The organism is Meiothermus taiwanensis WR-220, from assembly GCF_003568585.1.
Taxonomy (GTDB): Bacteria; Deinococcota; Deinococci; order Deinococcales; family Thermaceae; genus Meiothermus; species Meiothermus taiwanensis.
The window spans coordinates 824,787-844,822 of record NZ_CP021130.1; the positions used below are offsets into that span (position 1 = coordinate 824,787).

General features: G+C 64.1%; 21 protein-coding genes. 15 read left to right on the forward strand and 6 right to left on the reverse strand.

The features are described from left to right. Positions 1-15: 15 nt before the first annotated feature. The 3 genes from MTAI_RS04175 to MTAI_RS04185 form a co-directional block, all read right to left on the reverse strand. Positions 16-1,008, reverse strand: a complete 993-nt coding sequence (locus tag MTAI_RS04175; RefSeq protein WP_027887110.1) for a dipeptidase — start codon at positions 1,006-1,008, stop codon at positions 16-18. 24 nt (positions 1,009-1,032) lie between these two features. After that, a complete protein-coding gene (locus MTAI_RS04180) occupies positions 1,033-2,082 on the reverse strand; it encodes an acyltransferase (RefSeq protein ID WP_043982113.1) in 1,050 nt (349 codons plus the stop codon). Between the two features lie 151 nt (positions 2,083-2,233). Then, on the reverse strand, positions 2,234-3,196 hold the full coding sequence (locus MTAI_RS04185; protein WP_027887112.1) for an alpha/beta hydrolase family protein: 963 nt from the start codon (positions 3,194-3,196) through the stop codon (positions 2,234-2,236). Positions 3,197-3,300: 104 nt separating this feature from the next. Between MTAI_RS04185 and MTAI_RS04190 the strand changes: the two genes are divergently transcribed. The 11 genes from MTAI_RS04190 to MTAI_RS04240 all read left to right on the forward strand — a co-directional run bounded on the left by MTAI_RS04190 (position 3,301) and on the right by MTAI_RS04240 (position 14,643). Beyond that, positions 3,301-4,602: a cryptochrome/photolyase family protein gene (locus MTAI_RS04190; protein ID WP_027887113.1), complete on the forward strand. Its 1,302-nt coding sequence runs from the start codon at positions 3,301-3,303 to the stop codon at positions 4,600-4,602. 12 nt (positions 4,603-4,614) lie between these two features. Continuing rightward, complete coding sequence (locus tag MTAI_RS15695) at positions 4,615-4,770, forward strand: DUF2256 domain-containing protein (RefSeq protein WP_081698357.1); 156 nt, start codon at positions 4,615-4,617, stop codon at positions 4,768-4,770. Next, positions 4,767-5,135, forward strand: coding sequence for a DUF6992 family protein (locus MTAI_RS04200; RefSeq protein ID WP_223299749.1), 369 nt, complete (start codon positions 4,767-4,769; stop codon positions 5,133-5,135). Before MTAI_RS15695 ends, MTAI_RS04200 begins: the two co-directional genes overlap by 4 nt. Positions 5,136-5,264: 129 nt before the next feature. Further along, positions 5,265-5,759, forward strand: a complete 495-nt coding sequence (locus tag MTAI_RS04205; protein ID WP_027887115.1) for a fasciclin domain-containing protein — start codon at positions 5,265-5,267, stop codon at positions 5,757-5,759. Positions 5,760-5,908: 149 nt separating this feature from the next. Further along, complete coding sequence (locus MTAI_RS04210; RefSeq protein WP_027887116.1) at positions 5,909-6,562, forward strand: DUF4397 domain-containing protein; 654 nt, start codon at positions 5,909-5,911, stop codon at positions 6,560-6,562. A 92-nt stretch (positions 6,563-6,654) separates the two neighbouring features. Further along, a complete protein-coding gene (locus MTAI_RS04215) occupies positions 6,655-7,944 on the forward strand; it encodes an alpha/beta hydrolase (protein ID WP_027887117.1) in 1,290 nt (429 codons plus the stop codon). A 3-nt stretch (positions 7,945-7,947) separates the two neighbouring features. Further along, positions 7,948-9,444 carry a cryptochrome/photolyase family protein gene (locus MTAI_RS04220; RefSeq protein WP_027887118.1) on the forward strand — a complete coding sequence of 499 codons (1,497 nt, stop codon included), beginning with the start codon at positions 7,948-7,950 and terminating at the stop codon, positions 9,442-9,444. 268 nt (positions 9,445-9,712) lie between these two features. Continuing rightward, positions 9,713-12,208, forward strand: coding sequence for a putative bifunctional diguanylate cyclase/phosphodiesterase (locus MTAI_RS04225; RefSeq protein WP_027887119.1), 2,496 nt, complete (start codon positions 9,713-9,715; stop codon positions 12,206-12,208). Positions 12,209-12,372: 164 nt separating this feature from the next. After that, positions 12,373-13,005 carry an SDR family NAD(P)-dependent oxidoreductase gene (locus tag MTAI_RS04230; RefSeq protein ID WP_027887120.1) on the forward strand — a complete coding sequence of 211 codons (633 nt, stop codon included), beginning with the start codon at positions 12,373-12,375 and terminating at the stop codon, positions 13,003-13,005. Positions 13,006-13,015: 10 nt separating this feature from the next. Next, the gene (locus tag MTAI_RS04235; protein ID WP_027887121.1) at positions 13,016-13,549 is read left to right on the forward strand and encodes a YceI family protein; all 534 of its coding nucleotides are present in this window, start codon (positions 13,016-13,018) and stop codon (positions 13,547-13,549) included. Positions 13,550-13,623: 74 nt separating this feature from the next. After that, positions 13,624-14,643 carry a hypothetical protein gene (locus tag MTAI_RS04240; RefSeq protein WP_027887122.1) on the forward strand — a complete coding sequence of 340 codons (1,020 nt, stop codon included), beginning with the start codon at positions 13,624-13,626 and terminating at the stop codon, positions 14,641-14,643. Between the two features lie 12 nt (positions 14,644-14,655). Here the strand turns inward: MTAI_RS04240 and MTAI_RS04245 are convergent, their stop codons facing one another. Continuing rightward, the gene (locus MTAI_RS04245; protein WP_027887123.1) at positions 14,656-15,999 is read right to left on the reverse strand and encodes an FAD-binding oxidoreductase; all 1,344 of its coding nucleotides are present in this window, start codon (positions 15,997-15,999) and stop codon (positions 14,656-14,658) included. A 154-nt stretch (positions 16,000-16,153) separates the two neighbouring features. Here MTAI_RS04245 and MTAI_RS04250 point away from each other — a divergent pair, with 154 nt between their 5' ends. From MTAI_RS04250 to MTAI_RS04260, 3 genes are all read left to right on the forward strand, one after another. Beyond that, complete coding sequence (locus MTAI_RS04250; RefSeq protein WP_027887124.1) at positions 16,154-16,582, forward strand: hypothetical protein; 429 nt, start codon at positions 16,154-16,156, stop codon at positions 16,580-16,582. 101 nt (positions 16,583-16,683) lie between these two features. Beyond that, positions 16,684-17,082, forward strand: a complete 399-nt coding sequence (locus MTAI_RS04255) for a hypothetical protein (protein WP_027887125.1) — start codon at positions 16,684-16,686, stop codon at positions 17,080-17,082. 86 nt (positions 17,083-17,168) lie between these two features. Beyond that, positions 17,169-18,266, forward strand: a complete 1,098-nt coding sequence (locus tag MTAI_RS04260; protein ID WP_027887126.1) for a glycosyltransferase — start codon at positions 17,169-17,171, stop codon at positions 18,264-18,266. Here the strand turns inward: MTAI_RS04260 and MTAI_RS04265 are convergent. Then, complete coding sequence (locus MTAI_RS04265; protein ID WP_027887127.1) at positions 18,256-19,215, reverse strand: aldo/keto reductase family protein; 960 nt, start codon at positions 19,213-19,215, stop codon at positions 18,256-18,258. The two genes, MTAI_RS04260 and MTAI_RS04265, sit on opposite strands and share 11 nt — an antisense overlap. Positions 19,216-19,275: 60 nt before the next feature. Beyond that, on the reverse strand, positions 19,276-19,491 hold the full coding sequence (locus MTAI_RS04270) for a CDGSH iron-sulfur domain-containing protein (protein WP_027887128.1): 216 nt from the start codon (positions 19,489-19,491) through the stop codon (positions 19,276-19,278). 99 nt (positions 19,492-19,590) lie between these two features. On the opposite strand from MTAI_RS04270, the gene MTAI_RS04275 reads away from it, so the two are divergent. Next, the gene (locus MTAI_RS04275; protein WP_027887129.1) at positions 19,591-19,989 is read left to right on the forward strand and encodes a VOC family protein; all 399 of its coding nucleotides are present in this window, start codon (positions 19,591-19,593) and stop codon (positions 19,987-19,989) included. Positions 19,990-20,036: the final 47 nt, after the last annotated feature.

Here is a 20,036-nt window from a genome sequence, read left to right on the forward strand (position 1 = left end):
TGTGAGATTTTAGATTTAAAATATTGTTTGTAGCCAGCGCAGCCAGTTTTCCCCAAGCACACCGGCCTGGAAGGATTCGGGGACACACAGGGCAATTTTCTGTAGGTCGGCGGGCGCGTCGAGGCCGCGGGGGTTTTCGTTCATTCCAAAGCCGCCGTCGAAGTCGGAGCCGAGGCCCACCTTGTCCCAGCCGATCAGGCCGGCGGTATGGGCCATGTGCCTGCCTACCACGCCCAGTTCCACCCGTTCCATGCCCCGCTTCCAGGTGTGCTCGAGGAAGAAGCTATACAACACCGTGCCGATCACCCCATTCCGTGCACCAATGGCCCGGATCATGGCATCGCTCAGGTGGCGGTTGGAGAACTCGAGCCCCTCCCCCCCCAGCAGGGCCCGGGGGTTGCTGTGGGTGGCACAGACCGGGCCTTGGAAGACCTCCAAGGCCTGCCAGAAGGCCTGCTCGTCCATGTGGGAAAAGTCCAGGGCCAGCCCCTGCTCGTCCATGGCTTGCAACAGCTCCACCCCCAGCGCACTCAGGCCGCCGGGCTCGCGGGTGCCGCCGCAGTAGCGGGTGCGGTTCCAGGCGGGGCCGATCAGCCGCACCCCCTGGGCTTTCCAGAACGCCACCTCGCCGGGCTCGCGGATGCACTCGGCACCTTCAATCAGGATCACCAGGGCCGGGGTTTTGTCCTGTGGCCACAAGGCCCGATGCCGGGCCAGGTCGGCCTGGCTGCGCAGGATGCGCACCCAGCCTTGCTCTTCCCAGCGCAGGTACACCTCCAGCTGCCGGAGGGCCTGGGCATGGGCCTCCTGGGGCCCGGGGTAGCGGCGGGGGTCTACCCATAGGGTGGCAAAGCATACCCCAACCTTCCCTTCACGCAGGGCCGGTAGGGTTACGACGGGGATGTCGCTGTGCGTATCGCGCTGGCGTAACTCTGCAAGCGGCAGGGTCAGGTCGCGCCCTAGATCCACTACGTTGTGGGCGAGGTCGAGGTGGGCATCTACGATCACGCCACCATACTACCGCTAACAACCCTAGGCCCGGCCAAACAGGAACCCGGAGGCCCGCAGTCGGCGGGCCAGGACTCCTACCGCCAGAGGGATCAGCAACGAGAGGGCCACATAGATGGTGAAGGCTGGAGAAACCCCTAGGGGTTCGGGGAACTGGGGGATGCGCTCGAGCAGCCGAATCACCAGAGGATGAATCAGGTAGATGTGCAACGAATAACGGCCCAGGAACTGCAAGGCTGTGCTCAGGCGGGTGCGTGAGAGCCAGATGGCGACAGAGATCAGCACAAAAGAAATTGCACTGCTGTAGACCCAGTAGCCCACCTGGTACTGGAAGGTGTTGACCGGGATGTTGCGGATGGCATCGTAGGCCAGGGGTAGGTAGAGGCTCATTCCAAGGCCCAAAAGCACCAGTCCCCAGACGCGATAACGCGGCAGGATTTGATCCAGCCGGTGCATCTCGTTAACCAACGTCAGCGCCACTGCCAGGGTGGGCAGATACCAGATGAGGGTACTGCCAGGGAAGGGAATTTGCCAGTGTAGGCGATTGATCCAGTAGAAGGCCAGCGTGAGGCCGATGCTGGTTAGCAGGACTGCCCAGGCGGGTACCTTGCGGCGCAAAACCGGCAGCAGCAAGGGCATCAGCAGCACAAGTTGAATTGCCAGCACCATGTAGTAGAGGTGAAAGTAGCTTTTACCCCACAGCAGGTAGATGCTGATGCGCTCGAGGGTGAGCGGGGGCAGGTTGCCTTCGTATAGGCGGAAAAGCAGGTAAATTCCCGTCCAGACCAGGTAGGGCACCACCACAGGGCGTAGTCGGGCCCACGAATATGGCTGGTTGCTGCGTAGCAGGCTGTTGCCGATCAGGATGGTCGAAAGAAAAAGAAAAGCCGGAACCACCCAGGCCAGAAGCCGATTGGCCGTAGCGATGAGCCACCAGTGCTCGGAGTCCTGGGGTACTTCGCGTAAAAAGCGCCCACCAACGTGGGCTACCAGGACTCCCAGAATGGCGATACCCCGGTATATGTCCACCCAGGGTAGTGGGTTGTGGGTGGCTGTGGAAAGACTCGAGCTCATAACGCAACAAATAGCTGGCTTCGATTAGAAGAGCCCCACAAATAGGGTGTGAAAATTTGTTTTCTAGAGCCAATTGGTGATAGGTATAAGCCTCAATGTCCCATATCAGCGTAAAAATACTGGTAATGTAGAAATATTTCCATCTTAATGTTCAGTGTTTCAACCAGGTTACAAGGGCCTGGTTGACCAGTTGCCAGATGGCTGGGGTGGTGGTGTGCTCCAGGTCGGGGTAGAGCACCAGGTGATCCTGGGTGAACTGGCCCAGGCCAGCAAACGAACCCAGGCAGGCACGTTCCTTAGTGAGCGGTGCTGTCCATAACCGGCCTTCACGGCTCAACGCTACCCGGCGTATGCTTCGCCCGCTGGCTTCGCGCACCCTGGCTAGGGCGCAGTATTGCAGCGGTGAGACGATGGGATCGTTCCCCGCCGCAATTAGCAGCAGCGGCGCGGCGACCTCGTGGGCCCAGGTGAGCGGGCTGCGCTGACGATAACACGCAGGGCAGGCTTGGGGCGAGGCGCCGATCAGCTCCTGCCAGCGCTGGTATGCCTCGGTGCGCCCGTAGCGCTCGAGGCGCTCCATCATGGCCTCAAAGTCGGTGGCGCCCAGCAGGAACGCCACCCCTTTGGCCTGTGGGTCGTTGCGGGCGGCGCTCAGGGCCACGCAGGCCCCCAAAGAAATCCCCACATATGCGCGCTGGGCGGTGCCCCCTACCCGTGGCAGCCCATCGGCCAGTTGCCGCACATCGCTTCCTTCCTTCCCGCAGATTTCAGCGCGGCCCTGGCTCCGGCCCTGGCCGCGCAGGTGGGGCAAGGCCACCAGATAGCCGGCCTGAGCCCAGGTTTGGCAGAGTGCCTGGGTGCTCTCGTTGGGGCCGACAAAACCTCCATGCACCAGCACAACGCTGGGGAAGGGGCCCGGGCCCCTGGGTTTACAGATTTCAGCGAACAGGGGCACATCGCTTTTGAAGTGCACAGCCAGCCGGACAAGGGTTTTATCGGGAAGTTGCTGGATTTTCCAGTTGTTGCTAGAGCGCGTTTGCAGTAGCACCAAGCTGCCCAGAGTTAAGTTAAGCGCCACCAGAGCAAAAAACAGCACCTGTATTCCGTTGCGCACTTCTTCAGTATGCCAGCGGTTGCTGAGAAGCAAGCGAGGCCTGGATGCTAGAAATTGGGGCCAGTGCATACTTTCGCGCACTGCTTCGCGGCATCATAGCGCCTGTGAACCTAGTCTGGCACCGTGCCGACCTTCGCTTGCACGACAACCCCGCCCTGGCCGAGGCCTTGCGAACCGGCCCTGCTTTGGGGCTGGTGGTTTTGGATCCCAATATTCTGCAAAACACTACACCCCGGCGGCGGGCCTGGTTTTATCAGAACACCCTGGCCCTGCGCGAGGCCTATGCGCTGCGGGGAGGGCTTTTGCTGGTGCGCAGCGGCCGGCCCTGGGAGGTTTTGCCCCGGGTGGTGACCGAGCTGGGCATCCAGCGGGTGTTTGCTGTGCGGAACTCGACCCCCTATGCCCGGTTTCGTGACCAAAAGGTGGGCGAGGCCCTGCCGGGGCGCATCCGTTGGGTGCCGGGTCAGTACATCCATGAGCCGGGAAGCATCGTCAAGCCGGACGGGGGGGCCTACACGGTGTTTACGCCCTATTCCAAGCGCTGGTGGGCGGCCCCTGCGCCGGTTCTGCTCGAGGCCCCCGACCGCTTTCCACCCCTCCACCTGCCACCCGATTACAACCCAGGGAGCGTTCCCCAGGAGGCCTCGGACGTGCCCCTGCCGCCGGCGGGCGAGGCAGCGGCCCTGAAGGCGCTCGAGGTCTTCCTGCACGACAAACTGCCCCACTACCACCAGGCCCGCGACGGGCTGGCCGGGGAGGGGGTCTCGAGGCTCTCCTACTACTTCACCCTGGGGGTGCTTTCCCCCCGGCTGGCCGCCCGGAAGGCGCTGCAGGTGGGGGGTGAGGGGGCCCACAAATGGGTCAACGAGCTGTGCTGGCGCGACTTCAGCGGCGACCTGCTCTACCACCGCCCGCAGATGATGACCCAGGCCTTCGACCCGCGCTGGGAAAGCCTGCCCTGGAACGACGATAGCGAGCTGTTTGCGGCCTGGCTGCACGGCCAGACCGGCATTCCGGTGGTGGACGCTTGCATGCGCGAGCTACAGGCCACCGGCTTTTTGTCCAACCGGGGGCGCATGGTGGTGGCGCAGTTTGCGGTCAAGCTGGCTTTGCTGCCCTGGCAGAGATGCGAGCGGGCCTTCCGCAACCTGCTTTTAGATGGCGACAACGCCTCCAACCTGCAGGGCTGGCACTGGGCGGGGGGGCTGGGAGTGGACGCGGCCCCCTACTTCCGGGTCTTCAACCTGATCACCCAGGCCCAGACCCACGACCCCCAGGGATTGTGGCTAAAGCGCTGGGTGCCCGAGTCGGGGGGCCGGGCCCAGCCTTACAAAACCCCGGTTATTGACCTGGAGGTGGCCCGCAGGCGGTATCTGGCGGCTGCGGAGAGGATTGCCAGGGGCTAGGTGGGCTCGAGCATGCACCGTAAAGGCTTCAAATCCCAGCTGCCCACCAAGCTCTGCCCCGTCTGCGGCCTGCCCTTTCAGTGGCGCAAAAAATGGGCCAGGAGCTGGGATGCGGTCAGGTACTGCTCGCAGCGCTGCAAGCGTCAGGCCAAAGGGAGGCTGGCATGAGCGAACTGGCAGGGGAGCGGATCGCCCAGCAGCTCATGCTGTGGGCGCTTTTATGCTTGGCTGGCGCAGTATTGGGTCTGTGGCGTACCGGCCAGGTCTTCTGGAGGGCCTTCTGGTTCATGAACGGGGTCTGGGCGCTGGTCAACGCCGCCATCGCCTATGCGGGCTGGCTGGGGGCCGAGCCTGAGCCGGACGGCCTGCGCCGCTTGATCTGGATTAATGCCGGTCTGGATGTTTTGTACGTGGCGGCGGGTCTGGTTTTATGGACGCGCCCAGGGCCGATGCACAAGGGTTTTGGCCTTGCTATCGCAATTCAGGGCTTATTCCTGTTTTTCTTCGATCTGTTGCACGCCCTACAAATCTAAACGTATCTTAGACAAATATTGTACTAATACTGAACGGATATCCTTAGCCCCAAGGTTGAAGGGCAGGTTGGTCTGGCGGTTGCTGACATCTCAAGGGCCTGCCATTCAACTTTTTTAGGGAGGGCACGTATGAAGCTAAGAACCCTGCTGGTAGTCGGTAGTCTAGCCCTGGCCGCCCTGGGCCTTACCCTGACCAACGCCCAGAGCACCACCCAGAACCAGACCATTGCCCAGATAGTGGCCACCAACCCCAACTTCAGCACCCTGCTGGCCGCGGTGCAGGCGGCGGGTTTGGTGGAGACCCTCTCGGGCCCGGGCCCCTTCACGGTGTTTGCGCCCACCAACGCAGCCTTTGCCAAGATCCCCAAGGCCGACTTAGACAAGCTCCTCGCCGACAAAGCCGCCCTTACCAAGGTGCTGACCTACCACGTGGTGGCGGGGCGGGTGCCCTCGAGCCAGGTGGTTACGCTTAAGGAAGCCAAGACTGTAGAGGGCCAGAACGTAACCATCGAGGTCAAAGATGGTAAGGTGATCCTGAACGGCAACTCGACCGTTACTGCGGTGGACATTCAGGCCAGCAATGGGATCATTCATGTGATCGATACGGTGCTGCTGCCCAAGTAGTACGGCCGATTTTTTTAGCCCCTGCCGGCTGGCGGGGGCCTTACTTTTGTTCGGGGATTGTTGCTTTGTAATCCAGGTTGGTTTTTGAATCATCCGCTGCGCGATACCATTCCCATGAAGAAAGTCCAGCAGGAAGAAAGGAGCACGCTATGCTTTGGACAAGATGGATCGCAGGCTTGGTGCTGGTACTTGGTTTTGCCCTGGCCCAGGAGGGTACCGCCTACGTGCGCTTTGCCCACCTAGTACCGGATGCACCGGCGGTGGACATCCTATCGGGTGGAAACAAGGTGTTTGAAGCCCAGGCCTTCAAAGATGTCACCTACTACGCCGAGGTGCCCGCAGGCAGCCTAACCCTGACTGTGCAGACCACCGGGCAGAACCCCGCCAAGGTGGCCGATGTGAACATCCGGGTGCAGGCGGGCAAGTATTACACGGTGATGGCGCTCGGTACCGCCTCCACACTCAAGGCTCGCCTGGTGGAAGACCGCATCGCCCCCGCCGAGGGGGTGGCGAAGGTTCGTGTGATCCATGCCTCGCCGGACGCGCCTGCGGTGGACGTAGCCCTCAAGGAGGGGCCGGTGCTGTTCCGCAACCTGGCTTTCAACCAGCTCTCGGGCTATGGCACGGTTCCGGCGGGGGTGTACAACCTCGAGGTGCGCCCCACCGGCACCCGCACCGTTGCGCTGCCGCTCGAGGGGGTGGGGTTTGAGGGCGGCAAGGTCTACAGTGTGTTTGCGGTGGGCTTGCTGGCCGGCGAGACCCTCGAGGTCATCGTCGTGGAGGACAGCTTCGCGAGTCCATAGCCTGGGAAGCCCTTCGACCGGGTGGGCTTCGGCCCACCTTTTTGTGTGCTCCGGCCATGTCACAAATCCCCGGCGGCAGCAGGATAAGAGCTATGCGTGCATGGATTGTGTTGATGGTGGGGCTGCTGGGGCTGGGCCAGGCCCAGTCCGCCCGCTGGGAGGGCCAGCCCGAGTACCGGGCCATTCCGGGGGCCACCACTTCCGCCGGAGCGGCCCTGGACAAAAGCTACGTGCTGGTCTACCCGGCCCAGGGCACCCCCCGCGGCACCGTGATCTTTGTGCCGGGTTTTTTGGGGGGTGCCACCAACTTTGATATTCTGGCCCGGCGGCTGGTGCTGGCCGCGCCGGGCTGGGCGGTATGGGCCTGGGATCGGCGGGCCAACGGCCTCGAGGATCGCCGGGGCTTCACCACCCCCGACCCCTGGGCGTACTACCAGAACTACCCACTGCCCGACTTCCCCTTCCTCAAGGACTGGGGCCTGCGGGTACACCTGGAGGATCTCGAGCGCGTGGTGAACCAGGCCCGCCTAAGCGGCCCGGTGGTGCTGGCCGGGCACTCGCTGGGGGCCAGCCTGGCCTCGCTTTATGCCCTGTACCGGGGCGATACCATCCGCGGCCTGATCTTGCTCGACGGGGCACCCCGCCTGATTACCCTCACGCGCGAGCAGTACCTGGGCGGTACCGAAGGGGGGTTTGGCCGGCTGGCCGGGCTCAATGAGCTGCTGGAGGGTAAGGCACCCCCCTACATCAACGCCTTTGGGCTGAACCCGGTGGGCTTTGCCCAGGCCGAGGCCCAGGCCTTCATGACGGCACAGAACCCCCAGGCCGACGCCCCGCCCGGCTGGGCGCCCTTCCGGGCCAGCCGGCTGGCCGCAGCCCTGTACCGCGTGGACGAGCGCTACGCCCTCTCGCCCATCTTTGCAGTCTCGGTGGGGCAGGCCACCGGGCGCGAGGGCATCAACCTGCTGAGCCTGGCGGTGGGCCGCCTGGTTTACACCATCCGGGGCCCGCGCGGTGGGCGGGTGGAGTGGCGCGACACCGGCGAGGCCACCGACCCGCTGGAGTTCATAAACGCCTACGCCAACCCGGTTACGGGCTTCTCGGAGTGGTTTTTTCCCTACCGGCTTTCGCTGGATATCTCGGCCTACGACACCGCCATGCCCGAGCTTCGGCCGCGCTTGCTGCCGTATCCGGTGCTGGCCCTGGGCGCGGGGCGGGGCCTGCTGCCCCGGGTGAGCGATTTTCGCAGCGTGGGGGAGGTATTCCCCAACGCCAACCCGGAGATTCGCATCCTGCCCGGCCTGACCCACCTGGACATCCTCACCAGCCGCCGGGGGGATGCGGTCGGCCCCATCGCCCAGTACCTGCAGGGGGTGCGCTAGACCGTGACGCTCTGGGTGCTGGGCGACCAGCTCAACCACGCAGCGGTGCGGCGGCTGGCCCCCAGGCGGGTCTTGCTGATCGAAGCCTACGAACTGGGGCGCACCCCGCCCATGCACCCGCAGAAGCTGGTGCTGTTCTTCAGCGCCATGCGTCATTTTGCTCAGGAACTGCGCGAAGGCGGCCTCGAGGTCGCCTATCTACAGGCTGGGACCCTGGCGGAAGCCCTGGCCGCCTTCTTCCGTGCCCACCCCGGCGAGACCCTGGTGCAGATGCAGCCTGCCGACTACGGTTTTGCCGAGCGGGTGCGGGCCTTGGTGGAGGGGCTGGGGGGCGTGTACCGGCCGGTGCCCAACCGGCTGTGGCTGTTGCAGCCGGAGGACTTCGACCGCTGGGCGGGCAGCCGCAAAACCTACCGCCTCGAGCACTTCTACCGCTTTATGCGCCGGCGCACCGGCTACCTGATGCAGGGGAACCAGCCGTTGGGCGGGGCCTGGAACTACGACGCCGAGAACCGCAAAACCCCCCCACCGGGCTACCGGCCCCCACCCCCCCTGCGCTTCAGCCCGGATGCCCTCACCCGGCAGGCCATGGCCACGGTGCAGGAGAAATTCAACGGCCACTTCGGGGCGCTGGAGGGCTTCGACTGGCCGGTGACGCGCCGGGAGGCCCTGCAAGCCCTGGAGGATTTCGTGCTGCACCGGCTGGCCCGGTTTGGCCCCTACCAGGATGCCCTGGTGGAGCAGAGCTGGAGCCTGCACCACTCCTTGCTCTCGCCGGTTATCAACCTGGGGCTGCTGCACCCCCAGGAGGTGGTGGAGCGGGCGCTGGCCGAGTACGAGAAAGGGGGCATCCCGCTGGCGAGCATCGAGGGTTTCCTGCGGCAGATTATCGGCTGGCGGGAGTACGTCTACCACGTCTACCGCCGCGAGATGCCGGGGCTGGGGCAGGCCAACCAGCTGGATGCCCACCGGCCCCTGCCCCCGCTTTTCTGGGGGGCCCCCACCCGGATGCGCTGCCTGTCTGTGGTCGTCGAGCGGGTGCGGCAGCGCGGCTACGCCCACCACATCGAGCGGCTGATGGTGCTGGCCAACTTTGCCCTGCTGTACGGGGTTAATCCGCAGGAACTCAACGCCTGGTTTATTGCGGCCTTCGTGGACTCCGCCGACTGGGTGATGGTTCCCAACGTGTTGGGGATGGGGGTGTTTGCTTCGCCGGTGCTTTCCTCCAAGCCCTACGCGGCCAGCGGGAAGTACATCGCCCGCATGGGCAACCACTGCCAGCGCTGCAGCTTTCGGGTAGAGGAGACCCTGGGCACTCGGGCCTGCCCCTTCAACAGCCTGTACTGGGACTTTATGGCCCAGCACCGTGCAAGGCTCGAGGCCAACCCCCGCTTAGGGGTGTTGTACAAAAGCTGGGACAAACGCAAACCAAAAGAGCAGGCGGCGGTTCGCCAGCGGGCAGAGGCGCTGCGCCGCTGGATTGCTCGAGGGGAGCTTTAAGCCATGCCCCGGCTTCATCAGCGGGCGTTACCTGTCCCGTGTCCGAAGAGGTGCTGCAGGCCATCAAGTCTGCTGAGGTTGGGCTTCGGCCGGCGTAAACTGCCCAGGGGTATGGGCGTAACGAGGGGTGGCTGTGTGATTAACGTTACAGAGAAGCCCCATTGTAGGTACAATCACCGAGTACGGAAGTAACTTCGGCAGGGCTGTTCTGGCCCGCTGGGGTTTGTTCTGCCGAGCTGGAGCACGGGCAGATGTGGGAGGTTGGCACTTGTACGCGCAGATAAATGCCTGGTTGAAGCCACGCAGGCTCGAGCTGCTGGTGGGTGTGGGCTTTGTGCTGGTTTACGCGCTGACCTTTCCCCTGATGTATCAAAGCCTCAGCCACGGGGCGCTGCACCTGGTTCTGCCGGGGGTGGCCTTGCTGAGCTGGGGGCTGGGCCTTTGGGGTGCGTTGGGGGTGGGTCTGTTTCTGCCCCTCTTTCACATTGCGCTGCTCAGCCTGGTGGGCGTGCCGTGGAATGCAAGCCAGGATGTGGTGCTGGTGGTAGGGGCGGTGGATCTGCTGACTTGTCTGGTGGTGGGCCTGTTTCGGTTTCAGTACGACCGCCGCTGGGCTGCCGAGGCGGCCATGCGGGAGAGCCAGGCCCAGGCCGAGGCGCGCAACCTCGAGCTGGCCCTCTTCTCCAAGGTGCGCGACGGGCTGGCCCGCGACCTCGAGCCGCTGGCCCTGATGCGCGGGGTGGTGGAGGCCCTGCAGGAACACCCGCGCTTCGACAGCATTGCCGTCTATCAGCCCGAGGCTGCCTGTTTGCGGCTGCTCTGGGCCGGGGGGCGGCAAACCCTGCCCGAACACTTCGAGCCCACCCACGAGATCGTGCACCGGGCGGCCCACCTGGCCGAAACGGTGGTGATGCATAGCACCGAGGAGCGCAGCAAAGCCGGACTGCTGGGCGAGCGCAGCCTGGTGGCGGTTCCGCTGCCGGTCAAGGGCAAGGTGGTGGGGGTGCTGGTGGTGGTCAGTGCCCATACCGACCTCGAGCCGCGCGACGTGCGTTTTCTGGAGGGGGTGGCGGGGCAGCTTAGCCTGGCCATTGACCGGGCCCAGGTCTACGAGGCCCTGCGCGAACAGGAGGTCATCTACCGCACCCTGATGGAGACCCTGCCTGATGCAGTGGCCCTCTACGATGGTTCCAGGCTGCTGTACCTCAACCCGGTGGGCCTGCGCGGGCTTGGCTACGAGCGCCTGGAGGAGGTGGTGGGCCAGCCCCTCACCAAGTTTGTTCATCCCGACTCGCTGCCGCGCGTGGCGGAGCGGGTGCAGCGCATTCTGGGGGGCGAGCGCGATGCCCTCGAGGAGGTTCGCCTTGTCACCCGCGATGGCCGTGCGCTCGAGGTTGAAGCCCAGGGGGTGCGGGTGCAGATCGCAGGCCACGAGCAGGTCTTGATCTCCATCCGCGATGTGGGCGAGCGCAAACGCCAGCAGGCCCGCATCGAGTACCTGGCCTACCACGACCCCCTCACCGACCTCCCCAACCGCCGCAAGCTGTGGGAGGTGGCCGAGGGTATTTTCGTGGCCGACCGACGCAAGCGCGAGACCCCGGCCCTGATCTACCTCGATCTCGACAACTTTAAGCTGGTCAATGACACCCTGGGCCACCAGATGGGCGACGAACTCTTGCGCCAACTGGCCTTGCGTATCAAAGGCACCTTGCGCCAGGACGACCTGCTGGCCCGCATGGGTGGGGACGAGTTCGCGGTGCTGCTGCCCTCTGCCGACCGCAGTTCGGCAATGGCCGCTGCAAGGCGCATTGTCGAAGTTTTTCAACACCCCTTCAACCTGGGGGAACACGTCCTTCACGCGCAGGCCAGCCTGGGGGTGGCGCTCTACCCCGAGCACGGCCAGACCCTGGACGAGCTGGCCCGCGCCGCCGATGTGGCCATGTACCAGGCCAAGCAAGCCCAGACCCAGGTGGCCGTTTACGACCCTGCCCAGGACGTCAATTCCCTCGAGCGCCTCGAGACCATTCAGCAGCTCAGAAAAACCATTCAAGAAGGCCGCTTCCTCATCCAGTACCAGCCCATCCTGAACATCGCCGAGCGCTACATCAACAAGTGGGAAGCCCTGGTGCGCTGGGAGCACCCCACCCGCGGCCTGCTGCGCCCGGCTGAGTTCGTGCCGCTGGCCGAGGAGTCGGGCCTGATTGGCGAGCTGGATCTGGCGGTGCTCAAACAGGCCGTGCAGGATCAGAAACGCCTGGGCGGTGAGCTGGCGATTAACTTTTCAGCCGTCACACTGGCCCATCCCAACTGGGTGCGGGAGGTGGTGCGCTCGCTGGTGGACGAGGCCTTACAGCCCAGCATGTTGTGGCTCGAGATCACCGAGTCGGCCCTGCTGCCCGAGCGGCAAAAGTGGCTGGGGGGGCTGGTGGCGCTGCGCGGCCTGGGCGTGCGGGTGGCCCTGGACGACTTTGGCATGGGCTACTCCTCGCTGGCCCACCTCAAGCAGGTGCCGGTAGACCTGATCAAGATTGATAAAAGCTTTGTGGCCGAGATTGGCAAAAGCCAGACCTCGGAAGACATCCTGCGGGCCATGCTGCAACTGGCCAGCGCCTTTGGCCTCAAGACCCTGGCCGAGGGGGTGGAGAACCGAACCCAGCTCGAGTGGCTGGCCCGCCACGGCTGCCACTATGCCCAGGGCTACTACATTGGCCTGCCGGTCGCGGTGGAGCAGGCGGTCGAGACTGCTTTTACCAAAGCGTATTGAGATCAGATTTGGCTATTTCGTCACCATTTTGTGATGAAATAGCCCGACCGATGGGTTGACTTGCCCCTGGGGCCAGGAAGAGCTTTGGCCCTAAAAGGGTGGCGTCTTGCGGGATTTGCTTCTGCCTCACGGTGTTTGGCAGCAAACAAACGTACCTTGGGGCCATGAATACCTTGCTGTTGGGCGCGACGGGGGGCATCGGGCAGGCCCTGGCGCGGGGGCTGGCCGGGCGGGTGGGCCGGTTGTGGCTTTCGGGCCGCAATGGCGCGGTTCTGGCGGGGCTGGCTCGAGATCTGGGGGCCCTGGCCGTGCCTACCGAGCTGGCCCACGAGCTCGAGGTGCAGGCGCTGGCCCAGGAGGTAGGGCCGCTGGACTTGCTCATCTATGCAGCGGGTGCGGTGCAGAAAGCCAGCCTGCGCGAGCAGGGGCTGGGCGACCTCGAGCGCCTCTCCACCGCCAACCTTACCGGCCTGGCCCTGGTGCTCAAATACGCCGCCTTCAACCCCCAGGCCCGGGGGGTGGTGCTGGGGGTTTACCCGGAGCTGATTGCCGTGCCGGGCTTGTCGGGGTATGTGGCGACCAAGCTGGGGGCCGAGGGGCTTTTGAACGTGGCCCGCAAGGAATTCCGCCGCGAAGGGGTGCGCTTTTGCCTGGTGCGGCTGCCGGCGGTGGCCACCGGCCTCTGGGCCCCCCTGGGGGGTGCGCCCAAACATGCTCTGCATCCAGACGAGGCCGCGGCGCGTATCTTAGAAGGTGTCCTGAGCGAGCCCATGCCGGAGGTGCTCGAGGTCAGGTAAGAGGGGGAAGATGCGCAATTGGCTGGTGTTGCTCTGGCTGGCTTGGCTGTCGGGCGGTGTTCAGGCCCAGATCAGCCAGTTCACCATCGAGGGGCGTGTGACCTACGCGGCCAGCTACACCCTGGGGCGCTGGGAGGGCAGCAACACCAGCGTGCGCGGTACGGTGCGCTGGAACCCCCAGACCGGCGAGGCTTCGGGCCAGGTGTGTGTGGAGCTGGGCCGCTTCGATTCGGGCAACCCCCTGCGCGACGCCGACGCGCGGGGGGTCTTCGATGTCAACCGTTTTCCCCTGAGCTGCTTAGACCTGGAGCGCCTGACCCAGACCGGCGAGGACGTCGTGCTGCTAGGAACGCTGGAAATCAGCGGAACCCGTCGCCCGGTGCGCATCGCCGGCAGACTCACCCGCGAGGGCAGCGCCTACCGCTTTGTGGGGGGGTTCAACACCAGCTTCTCGGAGTGGGGGTTGAAGCGCCCCAGCTTTCTCTTCCTGCAGGTCAACGACCCGGTGGAGGTGCGCCTGGAGGCTCGAGCACTCCCACGTTAAATAAAGCAAAGTTAAAGAACCTTCTGCACCTGGGGCCGGGGGGCCTTGCTAACCTTAAAACCTGGAGGGATTCCATGCAGAAACGAACCGCCCTGCTCCCGGTTCTGCTCTGGTTGCTGCTGGCCTGCAACGCCCTCGAGGCCGCATCCCCCGTCGTACCCCCCAACCAACCCACCCCCGTTGCGGGGCAGGCCTGCCCCGACTGGGTGCACAACCGCCACGTGGTCAAAGGCCCCGATGGCGAGCTGTACCCCACCTGGCACCCCCAGGTAGACCCTGAGTACAGGTGCTACTTCGACCACGACCACGGCGACGACCCCCGCACCAGCCTGGCCAACCCCGAGCTGCCCCCCTTTGGCTATGTGGGCAAGCTGGCGCGTATGCCGGAGGCCCACGAGGGGTTCAAGGTCTTTGTGGCCAACCGCGGCACCCGCAACGACGAAGACCGGGTGGCCCTGACCAGCACCCGCATCGTGGCCCATATGGGCACCGGCGGGGTGCGCCGTTACAGCGTGCGCCAGCACTCCTTGATGTTCGATCTGGTGGCCCCCAGCGGGCACCGGGTGAGCGTGCAGGGGATGGCCGACACCGGCCTGGTGGGCTCCATCTGCGAGCGCGACCGCACCCTGGGCGACGCCGACCCCGGCAACGACATTGGCCGCACCGTCATGACCCTTCCGGGAACCGGCTGCCATAGCAACAGCCCCGGCTCGCTCTACGAGATCTGGGCCTTCAAGCTCCGCCTGGCCGATAAGGTCGAGGTGGTGGCCTCCACCGCCGTCTTCGACCCCATCACCACCATGAACCCTGCCAACCTCTCCGAGCTGCACTACACCGAGCAGGTCTTTAGGGGCTTTAGCGGGCTGCGCGGCTGCGACCGCGAGGCCTACCACGGCCCGGTCTACTGGTACAACCGCAACGGCCCCGAGGTCTTCTACACCGATGCCTTTGGGCAGCCCGGCGGCCCCATCCGGCAGCTGGTCTCGCGCCACGATGATGTGGGCATCTGGATGTCGCAGCGTTCGGACGGCTTCCAGAACCAGTTCAAGCTGATCAGTAAACACTGTGCGCCTGGGCTGGGGTTGAAAAACTAATCCAGCCGCGCCCTAGTCGAAGATTTTGCCGGGGTTGAGCAGGTTTTGGGGGTCGAAGAGCTGCTTGATCTGGCGCATCCAGGCCAGGGCCGGGCCGTGCTCTTTGGGCAGGTACTTCTTTTTGCGCAGGCCCACCCCGTGCTCGCCGGTGCAGGTGCCGCCCAGGGCCAAAGCGTGCTCCACCAGCCGAAGGGAAAACTCCTCGGCCCGCGGGTCGCCCGGCTCGCAAACCACCAGGGTGTGAAAGTTGCCGTCGCCCACATGCCCCAGGATGTTTCCGGTCAGGCCCAGCTCGCGCAGCAAGCGGCTGGAATAGGCCACCAGATCGGGCATTTTGGAGATGGGCACGGCGGTGTCGGTGGAGAGGTACTCCTTGCCGGGAAACAGGTTGACCAGGGCCCAGTAGGACTGGTGCCGGGCCTCCCACTGGGCGGTGCGTTCTTCCTGGGTGCGGGCGGCGTCTATGCTAACGGCTCCGGCCTCTCGCATCAGCTCGAGGGCCAGGTGGGACTCGGCCTCGAGGGCTGCGCGGGTGGAGGAGTGGAACTCCAGGAACAGGACGGGTTTTTCCGGGTAACTGCGGCCCAGATAGCGGTTGATGGCTTTGATGCCGATCTCATCCACGAGCTCGAGGCGGGCTACCGGCAGCCCGCTGGCCATCACGGCGTAAGCAGCCTGGGCGGTGTCGTTCAGGTTTTCGAAGAAGACCCGCAAGGTGTGGATGTGCTCGGGGATGGGGTGCAGTTTCAGGGTGAGGCGGGTGATGATGCCCAGGGTGCCCTCGGAGCCGATGAAGAGGTCTTTCAGGTCGTAGCCGGCGCTGGTCTTGCGCACCCCCCGGCCCAGCTCCAGCACCTCGCCATTGGCCAGCACCACCTGCAAGGCCAGCACGTTCTGGCGCATGCCCCCATAGCGCACGGTGGTGGTGCCCGAGGCGTTGGTGGCGGCCATCCCGCCCAGCGAGGCATCGGCCCCGGGGTCTACCGGGAAGAACAGACCGGTGCCTTTGAGGGCCTCGTTCAGGGCCTTGCGGGTTACGCCGGGCTCCACCACCGCCAGGAAATCCTCGGGGCGCACTTCCAGCACCCGGTTCATGCGCGAGAGATCCAGCGAGAGGGCCGGCCCCTGGGGAATAACCTGGCCTTCGATGCTGGTTCCGGCTCCAAAGGGCACCACCGGGATGCGGTGCTCGCGGGCCCAGGCCAGGGTGGTTTGAATGTCCTCGAGGCCTTCGGCGTAGACCACCGCCATGGGCGGGTGGTGGGCTGGGTAGCCCTCATCCTTGCTGTGGATTTCCAGATCGGCGGGGGCGGTGCTGACTTTTTGGGGTAAGCGGCGTTGGAGGCTTTCCACCATGGCTCTAGCCTACCCGAAGGAAATGGAAAGTGGACAGGATGCCCAGAGCGCGGTGATTTTTGCACCCATGAAGGGCCGATGAGCGTTAAGTGAAAACCACTGGTGACGGATGTGCCGAACAGGTTCGCACAAACTGATACCCTGGCGGGTAGTGATGAGCGCTTTGACGAACACATACCAACCCACCGTACGCGAGAACCTACAACGGCTGCTGTGCGAAGCCTGGCACAAGCTAGAACAACAACCGCTGGAGTCCGGCGCACTGGCACAGCGCGCCGAGCATCTGGCGCGCTGTACGGGAGAGAACCGGGCCTGGGCCCAGAGCCTGTTTGTGTGGGGGGTGGCCAGCCTATACGAGGGCCAAACCCATCAAGCCATCACCCTGCTGTCGAGGGCTTTGGCTGTCTACCGCTTTTTGGGCGACGAAGAAGGCCAATGGTCTTGCCTCAAGGCCATTGCTCTAGCCTGGCACCACGCCGGTGACACTGTCCAGGCCCTCGAGACCCACGCGGTGGCGGGCCGCTTCAAGCGCCAGGCTGAGTTTTTGGCCCGGGCAACCTGGTTGCGCTGGTTTGCCGATTGACGCTATACGCTCTTAACTGTCAGACGGTTTTTGCTCGTTTTGCTGTCTGGAACGGGTTATTTGCGCTTGACCTGAGGGCTTTGCTTGTTGCAAGCTGAGGTATGGCGAGTGCTGCTAGACGGGAAGTGTGGCAGGACGTAGAGGTAAACCTGGAGCTCTCGCTGGAGTTTGACCCCGAGGAGTTCTTGCGGCGCTATCCGGGGCTTTCGCTGGTGCTGGCCGAGCTTTTGGTAGGGCCGCCGCGGCGCTGGCGCGACCCCGCCGAGCTGCTGCCCTATGCCGGTTGCAAGAGCCTCGAGGCCAGGCTGCCCCGCCTGCGCTTTAGCCCGCTGGAGACCCGCTCGCTGGGGCGGGCCCTCGACCGGCTGTTCACGGCGATTGAGTTCAGCATTGTGGGGCACAAGGTTTTGGCGGTGCCGCCGCCCAGCCGGTTTATCGAGCTGCCCGAGGGCTGGCGGGCCAAAAGCGAGGTCTGGCTCTGCCACCGGCCGCTGGCCTGAGCCGATGGTAGGGGCATTCGCCCGCATTCGTCATTTGTCGCAAAATGCCCTAAGCTGGAGTGGCGCAGCCCTGCGCTGCGCGGGTTATGCCACAACGAATTTTGCTGGTCTACACAAAAGCCGGGGGTGGGCACTTTGCCCTGGCGCAGAACCTACACAAACTGCTGACCGAGCTCGAGCCCACCTCCGAGGTTCGCCTGTTCAACTTTTTCGATGTGGGGCCGCGCTGGATCGCCCAGGCCATCCAGGACGGCTACAACTTTGCCGTCAACAAGCAGCGCTGGCTCTTTACGGTTTTTCAGGCCTTCTACCAGACCCGCCCGGCCATCCAGACCTTTGCCCGGGTGCTGGGGATGCGCCTGGCCCCGGCCATCAACGCTTACCTGGAGGAGTTCCGCCCCGACAAAATCATCTACTGTTACCCGGTGAACCACGGTTTTCGCCGGCTGCCCTACGTGCGCAAGCACAAGCCCAAAACCCTCACGGTGGTGAGCGATATTTTCAGCCCGCACCTGTACTGGTTCATCGATACCAAAGACCAGTACGTGGTGGCCAGCCCCGAAGCCTACAGCATCGCCCGCCGCCACCGGGTGCCCCCGGAAAATTTGCACTATTTTCAAACCCTGATTGATCCCAGATACAACAAACCGCTAGATCCTGGCGAAATTGTCAGATTGCGCGAGGAGTGGGGCCTGAGCCAGCCCTACACCGTCTTGGTAACAGGGGGTGGGGCCGGCCTCAAAATCAGCTTCAAGCTGGTACGGGAGCTGGTAAAAATCGAGGGGATCAACGTGGTGGTGGTCTGCGGATACAACCAGAAGCTTTACCGGCAGCTCGAGGCCTTCAAGCAAAAGCACCGGCTATCCAACCTGGTTGTGTTTGGCTTCACCCACCAGATGTACGAGCTCATCAATGTGTCCAATGTGGTGGTCTCCAAGGCCGGCCCTGCGACCATCGCCGAGGTGCTCTCCCAGGGCAAGGATCTGATCATCTGCGACTACGTATGGCCGCAGGAGCACGGCAACGTCGAACTAATCCGGCACGAGAAGCTGGGGTACTACATCCGCCAGCCTCGCAAAATTGCCGACAAAATCCGCGATCTCAAAGACCGGCCCCCCGAACGCAAAACCCTCAACCTGCAAAACGATATCGTGCGGCTGGCCGAGTATATCCTCAGGCTTTAGGCTCTTCGCCCAGAATCTTTTCGATTTTCTCCAGCGCCTCCTGGGGCAGGTCTACCCCAGCGGCGCCCAGGCTCTCCTCGAGCTGCTCGGGCCTGGTCGCGCCGGTGATGGCGCTGCTCACGCCTTTTTGCCGCAAGACCCAGGCCAGGGCCAGCTGGGTGCGGGTGAGGCCCAGCTCATCGGCCACTTCCTTCAGAGCCTTGACCTTCCTCACGTTTTCCTCGGTCAGGAAGCGGTTGCCAAACTGCGGGTAGCGCTCGAAGCGGCTGTCCTTGGGGATGCCCTTGTCGTAGCGCCCGGTGAGCATGCCCATGGCCAGCGGGCTCCAGACCACCATACCCATCCCAAAGCGCTCGGTCTCGGGCAGAATCTCCTGCTCCACGCGCTCGCGGTAGAGCATCGAGTACTGCGGCTGCTCCACGGCGGGCGGGTGCAGGCCGTTGTTGCGGGCAAACTGTACGGCCTCCACGATGCGGGCCGCCGGCCACTCGGAAGTACCCCAGTACAGCACCAGACCCCGGTCGACCAGGTTGCTCATGGTGCTGACAATTTCCTCCATGGGCACCTCGGGGTCGTAGCGGTGGCAGAAGTACAGGTCGAGGTAGTCGGTGCCCATGCGCTTGAGGCTGCGCTCGAGGCTTTCCCGCACGTGCTTGCGCGAGAGGCCCCGGCCGTTGGCGTCGTCGCTGGTGGGCCAGAAGACCTTGCTGGAGAGCACCAGCTCGTGGCGGGGGAACTGCTCCAGCAGGGCTTTGCTCATCAGCTCCTCGGCCAGCCCCTTGGCGTAGACATCTGCGTTGTCGAAAAAGTTAATCCCGCCCTCGTAGGCGATGCGGGTGATGGCCTTGATGCGCTCGAGATCCTGCACTGCGTCACCGTAAGTGACCCAGGCCCCCAGCGAAATTTCCGAAACCTTCAAGCCCCACTGACCAAGTTTGCGATAGCGCATGGGCATAGTAACCTCCGCCCGTCATCTTATCGCGGGTCACACCGGTGATTGGGACCTGGGTTACCTCGGCTCCTCGAGCTCGATCACCGCAGCCGGGGCCACAAAGCCCACCGACTTGTGGCTGCCGTCGCAGAAAGGCTTGTTGGCCGAATGCCCGCAGCGGCACAGCGAGACCCGGGGCTTCTCGATGACCACCTCCTGGTCGCCCTGACGAAAGACGTACTTGCCGCCGGTTTCGATACCGATGGAGCCATTCTCGCGGAACTCGATTTTCATGGAAGCCATTCTAACCGTGCCTGCTACGCGGCAGAAATGGGTAAGCCAACACATCGGTTGGGTTTGACCTGGAGGCTCGGTCGCTCCAGAATACTCTGGATGTACACCACCCGTCTGGCCTATGTACACCTGACCGTGCGGCACCTCGAGGCCGCCGTTACCTTTTACACCCGTTTCCTGGATTTGCAGCTTTCCGAGCGCTTCGCCAAGACCGCGCTCTTGGTTTCCTCCGAGAACCTGGCCCACTACGAGCTGGCCCTGAGCGAGGGGGTTCCTGCAGGCTCGGTTGTGCTGGGTTTTGCTTGCGCCTCCGAGGAGGACTTCCGGGCGGCCCAGGATTTTGTGCGGCTCGAGGGGGTGCCCTTCCGGCTGGAGGATCGCGGGATCGCCTGGGTGCTGAGCCTGCAAGACCCCGATGGCAACACGGTAGAACTATTCCTGGATCGCCGCGCAGCGGGGGGGCGGGCTTTCTGGCGGGGTGAGAGTACCCCTCTGTGATTTTTCCATCGCCTGGGCGTTTTTCCGAGATCGGTGGGCAAAGGGTG

What these genes read in the sequence shown, in the direction of transcription:
- MTAI_RS04200 (WP_223299749.1), top strand. Translation starts at nt 4,767, where the DNA reads ATGAGCGAACTGGCAGGGGAGCGGATCGCCCAGCAGCTCATGCTGTGG.
- MTAI_RS04180 (WP_043982113.1), bottom strand. Translation starts at nt 2,082, where the DNA reads ATGAGCTCGAGTCTTTCCACAGCCACCCACAACCCACTACCCTGGGTG.
- MTAI_RS04215 (WP_027887117.1), top strand. Translation starts at nt 6,655, where the DNA reads ATGCGTGCATGGATTGTGTTGATGGTGGGGCTGCTGGGGCTGGGCCAG.
- MTAI_RS15695 (WP_081698357.1), top strand. Translation starts at nt 4,615, where the DNA reads ATGCACCGTAAAGGCTTCAAATCCCAGCTGCCCACCAAGCTCTGCCCC.
- MTAI_RS04210 (WP_027887116.1), top strand. Translation starts at nt 5,909, where the DNA reads ATGCTTTGGACAAGATGGATCGCAGGCTTGGTGCTGGTACTTGGTTTT.
- MTAI_RS04245 (WP_027887123.1), bottom strand. Translation starts at nt 15,999, where the DNA reads ATGGTGGAAAGCCTCCAACGCCGCTTACCCCAAAAAGTCAGCACCGCC.
- MTAI_RS04250 (WP_027887124.1), top strand. Translation starts at nt 16,154, where the DNA reads ATGAGCGCTTTGACGAACACATACCAACCCACCGTACGCGAGAACCTA.
- MTAI_RS04230 (WP_027887120.1), top strand. Translation starts at nt 12,373, where the DNA reads ATGAATACCTTGCTGTTGGGCGCGACGGGGGGCATCGGGCAGGCCCTG.
- MTAI_RS04205 (WP_027887115.1), top strand. Translation starts at nt 5,265, where the DNA reads ATGAAGCTAAGAACCCTGCTGGTAGTCGGTAGTCTAGCCCTGGCCGCC.
- MTAI_RS04270 (WP_027887128.1), bottom strand. Translation starts at nt 19,491, where the DNA reads ATGAAAATCGAGTTCCGCGAGAATGGCTCCATCGGTATCGAAACCGGC.
- MTAI_RS04255 (WP_027887125.1), top strand. Translation starts at nt 16,684, where the DNA reads ATGGCGAGTGCTGCTAGACGGGAAGTGTGGCAGGACGTAGAGGTAAAC.
- MTAI_RS04240 (WP_027887122.1), top strand. Translation starts at nt 13,624, where the DNA reads ATGCAGAAACGAACCGCCCTGCTCCCGGTTCTGCTCTGGTTGCTGCTG.
- MTAI_RS04265 (WP_027887127.1), bottom strand. Translation starts at nt 19,215, where the DNA reads ATGCGCTATCGCAAACTTGGTCAGTGGGGCTTGAAGGTTTCGGAAATT.
- MTAI_RS04260 (WP_027887126.1), top strand. Translation starts at nt 17,169, where the DNA reads ATGCCACAACGAATTTTGCTGGTCTACACAAAAGCCGGGGGTGGGCAC.
- MTAI_RS04235 (WP_027887121.1), top strand. Translation starts at nt 13,016, where the DNA reads ATGCGCAATTGGCTGGTGTTGCTCTGGCTGGCTTGGCTGTCGGGCGGT.
- MTAI_RS04275 (WP_027887129.1), top strand. Translation starts at nt 19,591, where the DNA reads ATGTACACCACCCGTCTGGCCTATGTACACCTGACCGTGCGGCACCTC.